Source organism: Micromonospora deserti (assembly GCF_003236335.1).
GTDB lineage: Bacteria > Actinomycetota > Actinomycetes > Mycobacteriales > Micromonosporaceae > Micromonospora > Micromonospora deserti.
In genome coordinates this window covers 1-12,067 of sequence record NZ_POUB01000189.1, presented here as the reverse complement: position 1 = coordinate 12,067, position 12,067 = coordinate 1, and the positions used below count along the sequence as shown (strand labels likewise).

General features: G+C 74.1%; 13 protein-coding genes. 7 read left to right on the top strand and 6 right to left on the bottom strand.

The annotated features are described in order from the left end of the window. Both C1I99_RS22560 and fxsA read right to left on the bottom strand, forming a co-directional pair. A partial coding sequence (locus C1I99_RS22560) for a ParA family protein (RefSeq protein WP_146604024.1) occupies positions 1 to 269 on the bottom strand: 269 nt, incomplete at its 3' end. A gap of 61 nt (positions 270 to 330) precedes the next feature. Beyond that, positions 331 to 513 carry an FxSxx-COOH cyclophane-containing RiPP peptide gene (gene fxsA / locus C1I99_RS32855; RefSeq protein WP_158554094.1) on the bottom strand — a complete coding sequence of 61 codons (183 nt, stop codon included), beginning with the start codon at positions 511 to 513 and terminating at the stop codon, positions 331 to 333. A gap of 234 nt (positions 514 to 747) precedes the next feature. Here fxsA and C1I99_RS22550 point away from each other — a divergent pair, with 234 nt between their 5' ends. From C1I99_RS22550 to C1I99_RS22525, 6 genes are all read left to right on the top strand, one after another. Further along, on the top strand, positions 748 to 2,010 hold the full coding sequence (locus C1I99_RS22550) for an FxsB family cyclophane-forming radical SAM/SPASM peptide maturase (RefSeq protein WP_438941435.1): 1,263 nt from the start codon (positions 748 to 750) through the stop codon (positions 2,008 to 2,010). After that, positions 2,007 to 3,344 carry an HEXXH motif domain-containing protein gene (locus C1I99_RS22545; protein ID WP_158554093.1) on the top strand — a complete coding sequence of 446 codons (1,338 nt, stop codon included), beginning with the start codon at positions 2,007 to 2,009 and terminating at the stop codon, positions 3,342 to 3,344. Before C1I99_RS22550 ends, C1I99_RS22545 begins: the two co-directional genes overlap by 4 nt. A gap of 35 nt (positions 3,345 to 3,379) precedes the next feature. Beyond that, on the top strand, positions 3,380 to 4,168 hold the full coding sequence (locus tag C1I99_RS22540; RefSeq protein WP_111136210.1) for a hypothetical protein: 789 nt from the start codon (positions 3,380 to 3,382) through the stop codon (positions 4,166 to 4,168). A 258-nt stretch (positions 4,169 to 4,426) separates the two neighbouring features. Continuing rightward, positions 4,427 to 6,247, top strand: coding sequence for a YncE family protein (locus tag C1I99_RS22535; protein ID WP_111136209.1), 1,821 nt, complete (start codon positions 4,427 to 4,429; stop codon positions 6,245 to 6,247). Positions 6,248 to 6,384: 137 nt separating this feature from the next. Continuing rightward, positions 6,385 to 6,840, top strand: coding sequence for a helix-turn-helix domain-containing protein (locus tag C1I99_RS22530; RefSeq protein ID WP_233512651.1), 456 nt, complete (start codon positions 6,385 to 6,387; stop codon positions 6,838 to 6,840). Further along, positions 6,833 to 7,210 (top strand): DUF4180 domain-containing protein, encoded by a 378-nt coding sequence (locus C1I99_RS22525; protein ID WP_111136207.1) that lies wholly within the window; start codon positions 6,833 to 6,835, stop codon positions 7,208 to 7,210. The genes C1I99_RS22530 and C1I99_RS22525 overlap by 8 nt, the downstream gene beginning before the upstream one ends. Before the next feature lie 23 nt (positions 7,211 to 7,233). On the opposite strand, the gene C1I99_RS22520 is transcribed toward C1I99_RS22525, so the two are convergent. Genes C1I99_RS22520 through C1I99_RS22505 form a run of 4 tightly spaced genes read right to left on the bottom strand, consistent with a single transcriptional unit; the run spans position 7,234 to position 10,746 of the window. Next, positions 7,234 to 7,965 (bottom strand): amidohydrolase family protein, encoded by a 732-nt coding sequence (locus C1I99_RS22520; RefSeq protein ID WP_111136206.1) that lies wholly within the window; start codon positions 7,963 to 7,965, stop codon positions 7,234 to 7,236. After that, positions 7,962 to 8,699: an amidohydrolase family protein gene (locus C1I99_RS22515; protein ID WP_199562350.1), complete on the bottom strand. Its 738-nt coding sequence runs from the start codon at positions 8,697 to 8,699 to the stop codon at positions 7,962 to 7,964. The genes C1I99_RS22520 and C1I99_RS22515 overlap by 4 nt, the downstream gene beginning before the upstream one ends. Continuing rightward, positions 8,696 to 9,592 (bottom strand): dihydrodipicolinate synthase family protein, encoded by an 897-nt coding sequence (locus C1I99_RS22510; RefSeq protein ID WP_199562349.1) that lies wholly within the window; start codon positions 9,590 to 9,592, stop codon positions 8,696 to 8,698. Before C1I99_RS22510 ends, C1I99_RS22515 begins: the two co-directional genes overlap by 4 nt. Beyond that, positions 9,589 to 10,746 (bottom strand): DegT/DnrJ/EryC1/StrS family aminotransferase, encoded by a 1,158-nt coding sequence (locus tag C1I99_RS22505; protein WP_199562348.1) that lies wholly within the window; start codon positions 10,744 to 10,746, stop codon positions 9,589 to 9,591. Before C1I99_RS22505 ends, C1I99_RS22510 begins: the two co-directional genes overlap by 4 nt. 97 nt (positions 10,747 to 10,843) lie before the next feature. Here C1I99_RS22505 and C1I99_RS22500 point away from each other — a divergent pair, with 97 nt between their 5' ends. Continuing rightward, positions 10,844 to 12,064: a response regulator gene (locus tag C1I99_RS22500; RefSeq protein ID WP_111136204.1), complete on the top strand. Its 1,221-nt coding sequence runs from the start codon at positions 10,844 to 10,846 to the stop codon at positions 12,062 to 12,064. Positions 12,065 to 12,067: the final 3 nt, after the last annotated feature.

Sequence of the window (12,067 nt, the reverse complement as noted above, 5' to 3'; positions counted from 1 at the left end):
GGTGGCTCGTCCGGGGCGGGGCTGACCAGGGCGGTCAGCGCCTCGCCCAGCACGTCCGCCGCCGGTACGGCGTCCACCTGGAACGAGCGCAGGTAGTCGTAGACCCGGGGCGTCTTCGCGCACCAGTCGACGGCGAGGACACGCTTGCCGTTGCTGGCCAGGATCCAGGCGACGTTGGCCACCGCGCTGCTGCGGCCGGTGCCGTTGGCGGGCGACACGAAGGAGACGATCGTGCCGGCGCCCGGTGTCTCGTCACTGTCAGGGTTCATGGCTCTCCCGGGCCCGGGCGGTGGGACGGGCCGGCGGCCGGCGCCGGCCGCGCCCGTGGGGTCAGTCGTCGCCATCGAGCGCACTCTCGAAGCCCGCGTACTGGTCACCGAGGGCGGTGCTGCGGCGTTCGAGCCGGCGCAGCGCCGCGACGAGGACCGAGCCCGGAAGGGCGTCGAGCTCGGCGAAGTCCAGCTCGGCGAGGTCGATCAGGTCGGATCGGAGCTCTGCCTCCCCGGTGTCCATCCCCGACCACCGCCTGTCTCCGTGCGCCGCCGCGCACGGTCCACGTCGCCGCCGGCCGGACATCGACCGGTGGCCAGATCCGCTGAGTGTGCTCATGATAACTGTGCGGCGCACGGGCGGGTCCTCGCGCGGACGCCGACACCACCGGGGGTCGACCGGCCGAAACCGGGACGATCGGCACCCGCCCCGGACGATCGCGCCCGACGGGGCAGTCCGAGCGGCATCGGTCGATGTATGCTGCTCTTTCGGAGGTGGCCGGACCGGCGACCGACACCACGGCGGAGCGTCTCGATGCCCGGACCTGGCGGCCACCGGCCACCCGCAGGCACCGGGGCGCGGCCCGCACCGCCGGGGCGGCCGGTCCCCATCAGACAGTTCGTCGTGAAGCTGCACAGCCGGTGCGACCTGGCCTGCGACCACTGCTACGTCTACACGATGGCCGACCAGCGCTGGCGGTCCCGGCCGCGAACGATGTCGCCGCTGGTGCTCGCGCGGGTCGGCGAACGCATCGGCGAGCACGCCCGCCGGCACCGGCTGGACCGGGCCGGCGTCATCCTGCACGGCGGGGAGCCGCTGCTGGCCGGGCCGGACGGGATCGAACGGGCGGTCGGGCTGATCCGGCGCGGCGCCGCGCCGGTGCCGGTGCGGATGACGGTGCAGACCAACGGGGTCCGGCTGGACGACGCCTTCCTGCGCCTGTTCGCCCGGCTCTCGGTTGGGGTGAGCGTCAGCCTCGACGGTGACCGCGCCGCGCACGACCGGCACCGCCGCCGGCCCGACGGGCGGGGCAGCCACGACCTGGTCCAGGCGGCCCTGCGCCGGCTGACCGGCTCGTACCGGCAGCTGTTCAACGGTCTGTTGTGCACGGTGGAGCTGCGCAACGACCCGCGCACCGTCTACCGGAGCCTGCTGGCGTACCGGCCACCGGTGGTGGACTTCCTGCTGCCGCACGGCACCTGGACGAGCCCGCCGCCGGGCCGGCCGGCCGACCCCCGGCACACCCCGTACGCGGACTGGCTGATCCCGATCTTCGACGAGTGGTACCACAGCCCCGGCCCGCCCACCCGGATCCGCCTCTTCGAGGAGATCATCCAGCTGCTGCTGGGCGGCACCTCCCGGCTGGCCGGGGTGGGGGCGAGCCCGGTCGCGGTGGCTGTGGTGGAAACCGACGGCGCGATCGAGCTGGACGACACACTCGGCGCGGCTCACCCGGGGGCCGGACGGACCGGGCTGCACGTCGCCCGGGACACCTTCGACGCCGCCCTGGACCAGCCCGGATTCCGAACACAGCAGGCCGGCCTGACCGGCCTCGCCGCCGGGTGCCGCGCCTGCGACCTGCACCGGGTGTGCGGCGGCGGGCTCTACACGCACCGCTACCGCGCCGGGAACGGCTTCGACAACCCGTCGGTCTACTGCGCCGACCTGTACCGGCTGATCGGTCACATCCGCGATGCCGTACGGCGGGACGTGGCGGCGCTGCGGAAGGCGGCGTCGTGACCCTGCAGGGCCACCGGCTGCCGAGGCCGGTCCTGGACGAGCTCGCCGTCGGCCGGGGCGGGCCGGACGCCATCGGGTCACTGCGCACGGCCCAGCACAGCAAGAACCTGCTGCTGGTACGCGCGCTGGTCACCCTGCTGCACCGGACGGACCATCCGGACCGGGCGGTCGTCGAGGCGGCGTACCGGACACTGGGCCGGCTGCCCGCGGACCACCGGCGGGCGGCGGTGAGCCATCCCCCGGTCGCCGCGTGGGCCTTTGGCACCGCGTCGCTGCTGCGCCGCGGCGAGCCGGCGGCGACCTACCCGGGGCTACTCGCGGCGGTGGCGGTAGCGGCGGCGGTCCGGGCCGGCGTGGACGCCGACCTCGACGTGCCGCTCGACGTGGCCACGCCCGGCCGCCTGGACCTGCCCGGACTGGGCACCGTGGTGGTCCCGGCACACGCGTCGCGGGCCCGGGTCCGCAGCGCCGACGGCCGGGCCGAGGTGTGGTGCGCGCGCGAGCGGGTGGAGATCGGTCCGGGCCGCCCGGCGCCGGATGCCCGGTGGCGCCCGACGCCGCAGCTGCGGGTAGCGCACGACGGGCTGTCGCTGACCCTGCTGCTGGACATCCCGACCTGGCGGCACGTCCCCCGCACCGTGGAGACCGGCAGCCACCAGGTCAGCGGTGAGGTCGGCGACCCGCGGCGCTGGCGGCACCGGCTGGACGGGGCGTGGCGGCTGCTGACCCGTGGGCACCGGCCGGTGGCCGAGGAACTGTCCGCCGCGCTGGGCGTGCTGGTGCCGCTGACCGAGCCGCCGGCCGGGATCCGCTCAGGCACCTTCCACCATGGATTCGGTTCGGTGGCCATGTCGATACCGCCGGACGACCGGCTCGCGGCCGTCACGCTCGCCCACGAGATCCAGCACCTGAAGCTGGCCGCGTTGACCGACCTGTTCGCCCTGGTGGGACCAGGGCCGGAAGAGCTGTTCTACGCGCCGTGGCGGCCGGATCCCCGGCCGTTGGACGGCCTCCTGCACGGCGCGTACGCGCATCTCGGGGTGGCCCGGTTCTGGCGCCGTGAGCGGCGGCGCGAGCGCGACCCGGCGGCCCGGCACCACGCGGAGGTCGAGTTCGGACGCTGGGTGCGCGCCGCCGGTGACACCGTACGTGTGCTGGCCGCGCAGCCGCGGCTGACGCCGGTCGGCCGGCACGTGGTGCGCGGCATGGCGGGGGTTCTACAGCGCTGGCGCGCGGAGCCGGTGCCGCCGGAGGCGGCGGCGGAGGCGGACCGGCTGCTCGGCGCGCACCGGTCCCGCTGGGAGCGGGCGCGGGCCGGGGCACGCCCCGGGTGAGCGCGGGACTCGCCGATCCCCACTACCCTGGGCGCATGGGGGAGGGTAATGGTCAGGCCACGCCGCGTGAGTGCTTCGTCATCGCGCCGATCGGCCCGGAGGGATCGGAGATCCGCCGGCGCAGCGATCAGATCCTCAAGCACGTCATCCGCCCGGTGGTCGAGGCCCGCGGGTTCCGGGCCGTGCGGGGCGACGAGATCGAACGCGCCGGGCTGATCACCTCGCAGGTGCTTGACCGGATCATCCAGAACGACCTGGTCATCGCCGACCTCACCGACCAGAACGCCAACGTCTTCTACGAGTTGGCCGTGCGGCACGCGCTGCGCAAGCCGTTCGTGCAGCTGATGGCGAAGGACCAGCAGCTGCCCTTCGACGTGCAGGGGATGCGGACGATCCTGGTCGACCACACCGACCTCGACAGCGTGCACACCGCCAAGGAGCAGCTCGGCCGCGCCATCGACTCGATCTCCGGCGACGCGGACATCGTCACCCCGATGTCGGTCGCGCTCACCCTGCAGGATCTGCGGGGCTCGTCGAGCCCGCACGAGACCGGCCTTTCGCAGATCATCGAGACGCTGCCGCAGATGATGGACCTCCTACAGGACCTGCACCGGCACATGGGGACGGGGTCCCCGGTGGACGTGCCGGACGACGACGACCACCGGCGGCTCCGCGGCCTGGTCGAGTCGCTGGCCGACCGGGGTGGCGTCACCCAGCAGGACCTGACCGGCCTGCTCGGCGGTGGGGCGAGCGTCCGGTTCGAGCGGTGGGTGCAGCACCTCGTCCAGCGGGTCGGGCACTCCGACAACCGCCGCCCCGACTGAACTCCGGCGGCGGCGCGTCGCCCCGGCACCGGCCGCCGATCGTCCGCCACCCTTGACGCCTTCCGTCAACGCTGATTATGGTCCCGACCGTAATGACAGCGACGAACGGAGATGCCCGTGCCCATCAGCCGTCGATCACTCCTGACCGGAGGCGCTGTCACCGGCGCAGCCTTCGCAGTTGGCTCGGGCATCCGCCCCGCGTCGGCGTCCGCCCAGGACGGTGACCCCCTCACCCCGACCAGTTTCGGCCCAGCCTCTTTGACCGCCGCCGTCCGCGGCGCCGCGGTCATCGGGGACAGCGTCTTCATCACCTCCCGGTTCAACACGCCGGAGGGGAAGATGCGGCTGGGCGAGTTCGACGTGCACACCGGTGAGACGCGGGCGATCGAGGATCTCGCCATCGCCAGCAACGGCGGGCAGAAGCTGGCCGCCGACGGCCGGTACGTCTACATCGGCCCGGCCGGCAGCGCGTACGTCCACCGCTACGACCCGGCGACGAAGGAACTCGTCGCCTGGGCCCGGGCCGGCGGCGCCACCACCTGGTACTACGACATGGTGGTGCACGGCGAGCACCTCTACATCGGCACGTACCCGGACTGCACCGTCAGGCGGGTCCGGCTGGCCGACGCCGCCGTCGAGACCTACGGGCGCATCTCGACCTCCCGGTATGCGACGGCGGTGGCGGTCGACGACGAGTACGTCTACGGCGGCTCGGCCGCGCCCGGCACCCTGCTGGCGTGGCCCCGCGCCGGCGGCGCGGCGACGAACCTGACCGCTCACCTCAGCGCGTCGCCCGTCGGCATCCTCGACATGGCGGTCTCCGACGGCGTCCTGTACGTCGCCAGCGGCCGGCAGCTGATCTCGTTCCACCGCGACGGCTATGGGCGGGTGGTACGGGAGATCCCCGCCGAGGACCGCTACGTCGACCAGGTCACCGTCAGCGGCGACGGCAGGGTGTACGCGCTGTGCCGGCTCACCACCAACCTCTACGAGGTGACCGCCGACGCCCTGGTCAAGGTCGGGCAGCCGCTGACCAACGTGGAGAACCAGCTGCTCGCCCCGCTGCCGGACGGCGCGCTGCTCGGGGTGAGCGGGCTGGGGCACGTGTGGAAGGCCCGGCCGGACGGGGCGGCGGCCGTGTGGCAGACCGCCTCCCGGGGCTTCGGCTACCCGGAGACCATCCAGTCGATGCTGCGGCACACCCGCAACACGGTCTGGGTGGGCGGGCACTACGCGATGACCGTGCACCGGCCCGAGGCCGGCAGCAGCGAGCGGTTCGACATCAACGGCGAGGTCAAGGCGATGGCCGAGGGCAGGGCCGGCACGGTGTACGCGGGCCTCTACCCGAGTGCCCAGATCGTGGCGATCGACCCGGACAGCTTCGAGATCACCCCGCTCGGCCTGATCGGCGGCAACCAGCTGCGCACCAAGCGGATCGTCCACGACCGCGAACGCAACCAGCTGATCGTGGCGACCAGCCCGCAGACCACCCGGCACAACGGCGCGCTGACCTTCGTCGACCTGGCCGACAACAGGTTCGACACGCACCTGGAGTACCTGCCCGACCAGAGCGTGATGGACGTGGTGGTGCAGGGCAGCACCGCCTACCTGGTCGGCGACACGTACGGCGAGGCGACCAGCGGGCCGATCCGCGCCGTCGCGCAGGTGGCGGCGGTGGACGTGGTCACCCGCCAGCTGCTGTGGCGGGAGGAGATCAAGCCGGACTGGCAGTCGTACGAGAGTGTCTACGTGGTGGGCAACCTGCTCTACGCGATGGGCCGCCGCCCGCGCGGCGCCTGGTTCGCCTACGACCTGCACACCCGCACCATCGTGATGGAAGGCGACCTGGGCGGGTACGGCCAGGTCAACGGGGTCGACGGCCGGGTCTTCTCCTGGGTGCACTGGACCAACGACATCTGCGAGCTGCCGACCGTGCCGGGCGGTACGGTGACCACCTGGTACGACAACGTCCCGCGCGGCTGGTACAACAACCCGGCGTTCCACTTCACCCCGGACGGTAGGTCCACCTGGGGCATGTCCGGCATGGACCTGGCCCGCTTCCCGCTGCCGAAGAAGTGACGGTCGCCGCGCCGTGAGCGGCGCGGCCCAGCCCCCTGCGCCCGCGCACCAGGCGAAGCGCAGGGGGTCTTCGCTGTGCCGTCCCGACCGCAATAACATTACCTATCACTCCCCATTAGGCTCTATGGTGGGGTGTGATGCATGAGGAAATGTACTCCGTGGGCGAGGTCGCCGAGCGGCTCGGCCTGCACGTGCGCACCGTGCGCGGTTACATCCGCACCGGGCGGCTCAGGGCGGTCCGGATCGGCAAGCAGTACCGGATCGCCCGAGCCGACCTGGACGCCCTGACCGGCCGGCGGCTGCCGGCGCCGGCGGCCGGCGCCGGAACGGTGGAGGTGTCCAGCATCGTGCAGATCGACGGCGTCGACCGGGCCGCGTCCGACCGGCTGGCCACGCTCGTCCTGGCCGCGGCGAACACCGCCGGCCATCCCGCCCGCCCCCTGCGCGTCCAGACCGTTTACGACGAGGAGCGACACCGGATGAAGATCGTGATCCTGGGCGGCGCCGGCGCCACCGCCGACCTGCTGCACCTGGTCGAGGCCGTGCTCGGCGCCGGCAACGGCCTGCTCACCGGGGAGGTCGAGGATGCCTGACGAGGTGCGGGAGCGGGCCGGGGTGCGGATGCTGGTGTGCGACCCGCAGGGCCCGCCCATCGCCACCACCCAGGACGCGCTGGACCTGATCGGCGCGGCCTTCCTCGGGGCCGAGCTGGTGGCCGTGCCCGCGAGCCGGCTCGACGAGGGCTTCTTCTCCCTGGGCACCCGCTTCGCCGGCGAGGTGATGCAGAAGTTCGTCAACTACCGCCTGCGCCTGGTCGTCGTCGGCGACATCTCCCGGCACCTCGCGGGCAGTTCGGCGCTGCGCGCCCTCGTCCAAGAGTCGAACCAGGCCGACCACGTGTGGTTCGTGCCCGACCTCGACGCGCTCGACGCCCGGCTGCGCGCCGGGCGTGAGCGCCGCTGACGGCGGTTGCCCCAGCAGCCGGTTCAGTCGACGTCGAGGCGGAACAGCTCGGCGGCGTTGCGCCAGGCGACCCGCTCGGCCAGCTCGGCGTCGAGGTCGGCGGCGAGCACCGCTCCGTACGCGGCCGCCGGGTCGATCAGCGTGGCGTCGGTGCCGAAGAGCAGCCGCCCGGGGTCGACCGCGGCAGCCACCGCCGCGAAGCGGCCCGCCTCGGTGTGCGAGAAGCACGGCTCCAGCCAGAGCCGGTCCACCGCGTTGGCCGCCTCAACGGCGTGCCGCCAGCCGTTCGCGCCCATGTGCCCGGCGATGGCGCGCAGGCCGGGGATGTCGGCGCACGCCTGGGCCAGGTCGAGCGGGGTGGCGTCCCAGGTGTGCACCAGCGCCGGCAGGTCGTACGCGGCGACCAGTTCCAGCGCCGCCCGGGTCCGCGGCGAGGTCACCGGGGAGCCGGTGTAGTCGGTGTGGATCTTCACGCCGACGAACCGGCCGGTGGGCAGCAGCTCCCGCAGGTCGCGCTCGGCGTCGTCGAGCCGGCGCGGGTTGACCGTCAGGTATCCGAGCAGCCGGTCGCTGCCGGCCAGCACCCGGGCCATCGCCCGGTTGCCGGCCGCCACATCGTAGATGACCGCCTCGGTGGCGGAGACGACGGCGAGGTCGATGCCGTAGCGGTCCATCACCGCGAGGTTGGTGGCGACCTCGCCGACCTCCATGCTGAAGAACCACGGTCCCCAGTGGGCGTGCACGTCGATGATCATGCGGGAAGCTCCAGAATCCGCCGGGCGTTGCCGCCGGCCACCGCGGCCACGTCGGCCGGCGCCAGGCCACTGCGAGCCAGCCGCAGCCGGGGTACGGCGGGCTCGTGGAACGGCGTGCGCGACCCGTAGAGCAGGCGACGCACGCCGACGTGTTCGGCGATGGTCTCCAGCGCGTCGGGCGAGTTGAGCAGCCGGGTGGAGGTGTGGAAGCCCGGCTCGTCACGGGCCGCCACCACGAAGTCGCCCAGGTGGTAGAAGTGCGTGTCCAGGAAGACCACCGTCGTCCCGCGCATCGGCCGCCACCAGCGGCGCACGTCGCCGCCGGTGAGGATGACCAGGCCGGCCTCGGCGGCCCGGCGGGCGACGTGGCGTACGGCCGGGAAATCGGGCTCGACCCGCTGCTCGTCCGGGAAGAGTCGGACCGCCCGGAAGCCCCGCCCGGCGAGCCGCTCCACCTCCCGCTCGGCACCGAGCGGGTCGCGCAGGTCGAGCCCGCCGACCGGCACGACCGCCGGGCCGGCCAACGCGGCGGCCTCGTCGTTGCCGCTGGGCGCGTCGAACAGGGCCGCGCGCAGGCTGGCCACCGCCGCCCGGGCGATGCCGTTGGCCCTCAGCGCGCCGGTGACCTCCCGGGGTTCGCCGCCGGGGCCGGGGCGGTCGGCGTACCGGCCGACGAGCACGTCGACGTCGAGGGTGACCGGGGGCAGGTCCCCGGCGGTGAACAGGCGGTTCATCGCCGCCCCGCCACGCTCAGCACCCGTTCGCGCTCGCTGTCGGGCAGCGCCGGGCCGTACGGGTCGGCCGCGTGGCCGGCGGGGATCCGCCCCTCGTCAACGGCGATCCAGAGCATCCGGCGCACGTACCCCTCCATCGGTTCGGTGAAGGTGACCTCGGCGAGCCGGTCCAGCCGGGCGGACGCGGCGACGAAGTCGGCGTACCTCTGGTCGGTGAAAGCCCGGAGCACGGCGGCGGTCGTCGGCACCGCGGCGGCGGCGAGCCCGACCAGGGCTGCCTCCGCGCCCCACATCAGCGACGCGCCGAACATCCGGTCCTCGCCGGTGACGGCGAGGCGGTCGGCGCGGCGCGCCGCGGTGAGCGCGCCCTGGCAGGCGATCGCGTCGTGCAGCCGGGCCACCTTGACCCCGGCGACGCCCGGGTGCGCCAGCAGCGCGGCCAGCACCGGCGCCGGGTACGGCCGGACGTAGAGGTCGAAGGCGAGCATCGGCAGGGCGGCGGCGCGCCAGATCGCGTCGTGGTGGCCGACCGGGTCGGAGTCGACCGGGAAGACCAGCACCCCGACCGCGCCGAGGGCGGCGGCGCGGGCGGCCTGTGCGGCCACCTCGCCGGCCCGCTCCCCCGGCCGGCCGCCCACGCCGACGACCACCGGGACGCCGGTGGCGACGGCGCACCGGGTGACCAGGTCGCGGGTCGGCTCGGCGAGGTACGGTCCGCGCCCGGTGTGGGCGAGCACGGCGAGGGCGTCCGCGCCGTCGGCGACCAGGCCGCGCAGGTAGCGGTCGAGCACGGCCGCGTCGACGGTGCCGGCGGCGTCCATCGGGGTGGCGCTGGCGGCGATCAGTGTGCCTCGCAGCCGGTCGCGCAGCGCGGCGGAGGCCGGGTCGATCACGCGCCCACCGCCGCGCGGACGGCCCGGGCGATCTCGTCGACGTGCGCGTCGGTGTACCGCTCATTCCAGTCGATGACCAGGAGGCTCTGGTCGATGAGCCGCTCCGCGACGGGGAACGCGCCGGGGCCGTAGCGGGGCAGCCGGTCGGCGGGCGGCACGGTGAGCGGGAATCGGGACGTGCCGTAGACGGGGGCCTCGGTCAGCGCCGGCGCGTGGTGCAGCGGCTGGTCGAGGTAGCCGGCGCGGGCCGGCACCCCGGCGGCGGCGAGCTTGCCGGCCACCTGACGGTTGGTCAGCGGCGGGTCCAGCACGATCGGGAAGAGCCACCAGGCGTGCGCGTCGACGTCGGCGGGCAGGTGCACGCCGGGCAGGCCGGCCAGGGCGGCGTGCAGCCGGCGGGCGGCACGGCGGCGGTCGGCCAGCACCCCGGGCAGCTTCGCCAGCTGGGCCCGGGCGACCGCCCCGGCCAGCTCGGTCATCCGGTAGTTCAGGCCGAGGCTGACGTGCCGGCGGGCCTCGTCGCGCGGCCAGCCCTTGTCGGCGAAGAGCCGCATCCGGCGGGCCAGCACCGGGTCGTCGGTGATGGTCAGCCCACCGTCGCCGCAGGTGATGTGCTTCCACTGCTGGAGGCTGAAGCAGCCGATCGCACCGGCGGTGCCGACCAGTTGGCCGTCCGGGTAGCGGGTGAGCCAGGCCTGGGCGCAGTCCTCGATCAACGGTACGCCGGCCGTGTGGGCCACCGCGCGCAGGTCGGCGGCCGCGCCGAACAGGTGCACCGCGAGGATCGCCCGGGTGCGCGGCCCGATCGCGGCGGCGACCGCCGCCGGGTCCAGGTTGCCGGTGTACGGGTCGACGTCGGCGAACACCGGCACGGCGTTCTGCGCGAGGATCGGCGCCACGGTGCCGAAGTCGCTGATCGGGGACGTGATGATCTCGTCGCCGGGATCGGGTGCGACGGCCGCGACGGCGAGGTGGAGAGCGGCGGTGCCCGAACTGGCGGCCACGGCGTGCGACACTCCATGGCGATCGGCCATCTCACGTTCCAGGGCACGGACCTCGGTGCCCCAGACCGAGCTGAGCATGCCCGAGCGGAGGACCCGGGCAACGGCGTCCAGTTCCTCCGCGCCGAGGGTGCGACCGCTCGCGTCGGCCATGCTTGGATACGACACGTGCCCTCCCGGGGCTTCATTAATACCGGGCCTGACCGTAATCTTGAGCTGCGGAACATGCAACCCTCGACAGGAGGCGACGGTGACCATCGAGATCGGGGTCGTCGGGCCGCACGACCTGGTCGACGACGTCGCTGCCACCTGCGAGGAGCAGCCCGGCGTCGTCGCCCGGCGGCTGCACTACGACCACGAGTCGCAGGCCCCGGCGATCGTGGAGGCGCACCGAGCCCAGGTCGAGGCGTGGCTGTTCACCGGCGTGGTGCCGTACACGCTGGCCCGGGAGGCCAACGCGCTGGCCCGGCCGGCCACCTTCGTCGACTACACCGGGGCGACGCTGCTCCAGGCGGCAGTGCGCCTGCTGCGCCAGGGGCACGACGTCACCCGCATCTCCATCGACACGGTCACCGGCGCCGACGTCGCGGCGACGTTCGGCGAGGCGGGGCTGCCGGTCGACCGGGTCCGCTCCCTGCCGTACCGCAGCGGGCTCGGCTCCGACGACGTGATCGCCTTCCACCGGCGGCAGCACCGGGCCGGCGCGCAGGTCGCCGTCACCTGCATCAGCTCCGTCTACGAGGTGCTGCGTCACGAGATGCCGGCGTTCCGGCTCGCCCCGTCGAACCACTCGGTGCGTACCGCCCTGCGCCAGCTGCTGCTGCATGCCAGCAGCCAGGCGCAGGAGGACGCCCAGATCGCGCTCGGCCTGGCCAGCCTCTCCGACGGCGACGACGGGCTGCTCAAGGAGGTCGCCACGCTCGGCGGCACACTCGCCCGGTTCGCGCCCGACACGTACCTCGTCGTCACCACCCGCGGGCCGCTGCACGACGCCACCGGCGGGTTCACCGCGCTGCCGATGCTGCGCCGCCTCGCCGACCGGCACGACACCGTGCACATCGGCTTCGGCCTGGGACGCAGCGCCGCCGAGGCGGAGAATCTGGCCCGCCGTGCGCTGAGCCGGGCCCGCCGGGTCGGCCCCGCCACGGCGGTGCTGTCGCTGCGCGGCGAGACCGACATCGTGCTCGAATCGACCACGCCGGCGCCCCAGCCCGCGGAGGTGAGCCTGGCGATCATCGCCCAGCGGGTCGGCCTGTCCGTGCCGACCCTGCTGCGGCTGCGGGAGGTACGCACCGCGGCCGGGGACGAACCGCTGACCAGCCGGGAGGTCGCCGACCACCTCAAGGTGCAGCAGCGCACCGCCCGCCGGATGCTGCACCGGCTCGAGCTGGCCGGCCTGGCCGAACGCACCGGCAACCTCGCCTCCGGCACCAGCGGCCGCCCCCTAACCCTCTACCGCCTAACCCTGTAACCC

Coding starts and splice junctions, on each gene's coding strand:
- C1I99_RS22515 (WP_199562350.1), bottom strand. CDS start 8,699: ATGAACCGCCTGTTCACCGCCGGGGACCTGCCCCCGGTCACCCTCGAC.
- C1I99_RS22540 (WP_111136210.1), top strand. CDS start 3,380: ATGGGGGAGGGTAATGGTCAGGCCACGCCGCGTGAGTGCTTCGTCATC.
- C1I99_RS22520 (WP_111136206.1), bottom strand. CDS start 7,965: ATGATCATCGACGTGCACGCCCACTGGGGACCGTGGTTCTTCAGCATG.
- C1I99_RS22550 (WP_438941435.1), top strand. CDS start 748: ATGCTGCTCTTTCGGAGGTGGCCGGACCGGCGACCGACACCACGGCGG.
- fxsA (WP_158554094.1), bottom strand. CDS start 513: ATGGACACCGGGGAGGCAGAGCTCCGATCCGACCTGATCGACCTCGCC.
- C1I99_RS22505 (WP_199562348.1), bottom strand. CDS start 10,746: ATGGCCGACGCGAGCGGTCGCACCCTCGGCGCGGAGGAACTGGACGCC.
- C1I99_RS22530 (WP_233512651.1), top strand. CDS start 6,385: ATGCATGAGGAAATGTACTCCGTGGGCGAGGTCGCCGAGCGGCTCGGC.
- C1I99_RS22525 (WP_111136207.1), top strand. CDS start 6,833: ATGCCTGACGAGGTGCGGGAGCGGGCCGGGGTGCGGATGCTGGTGTGC.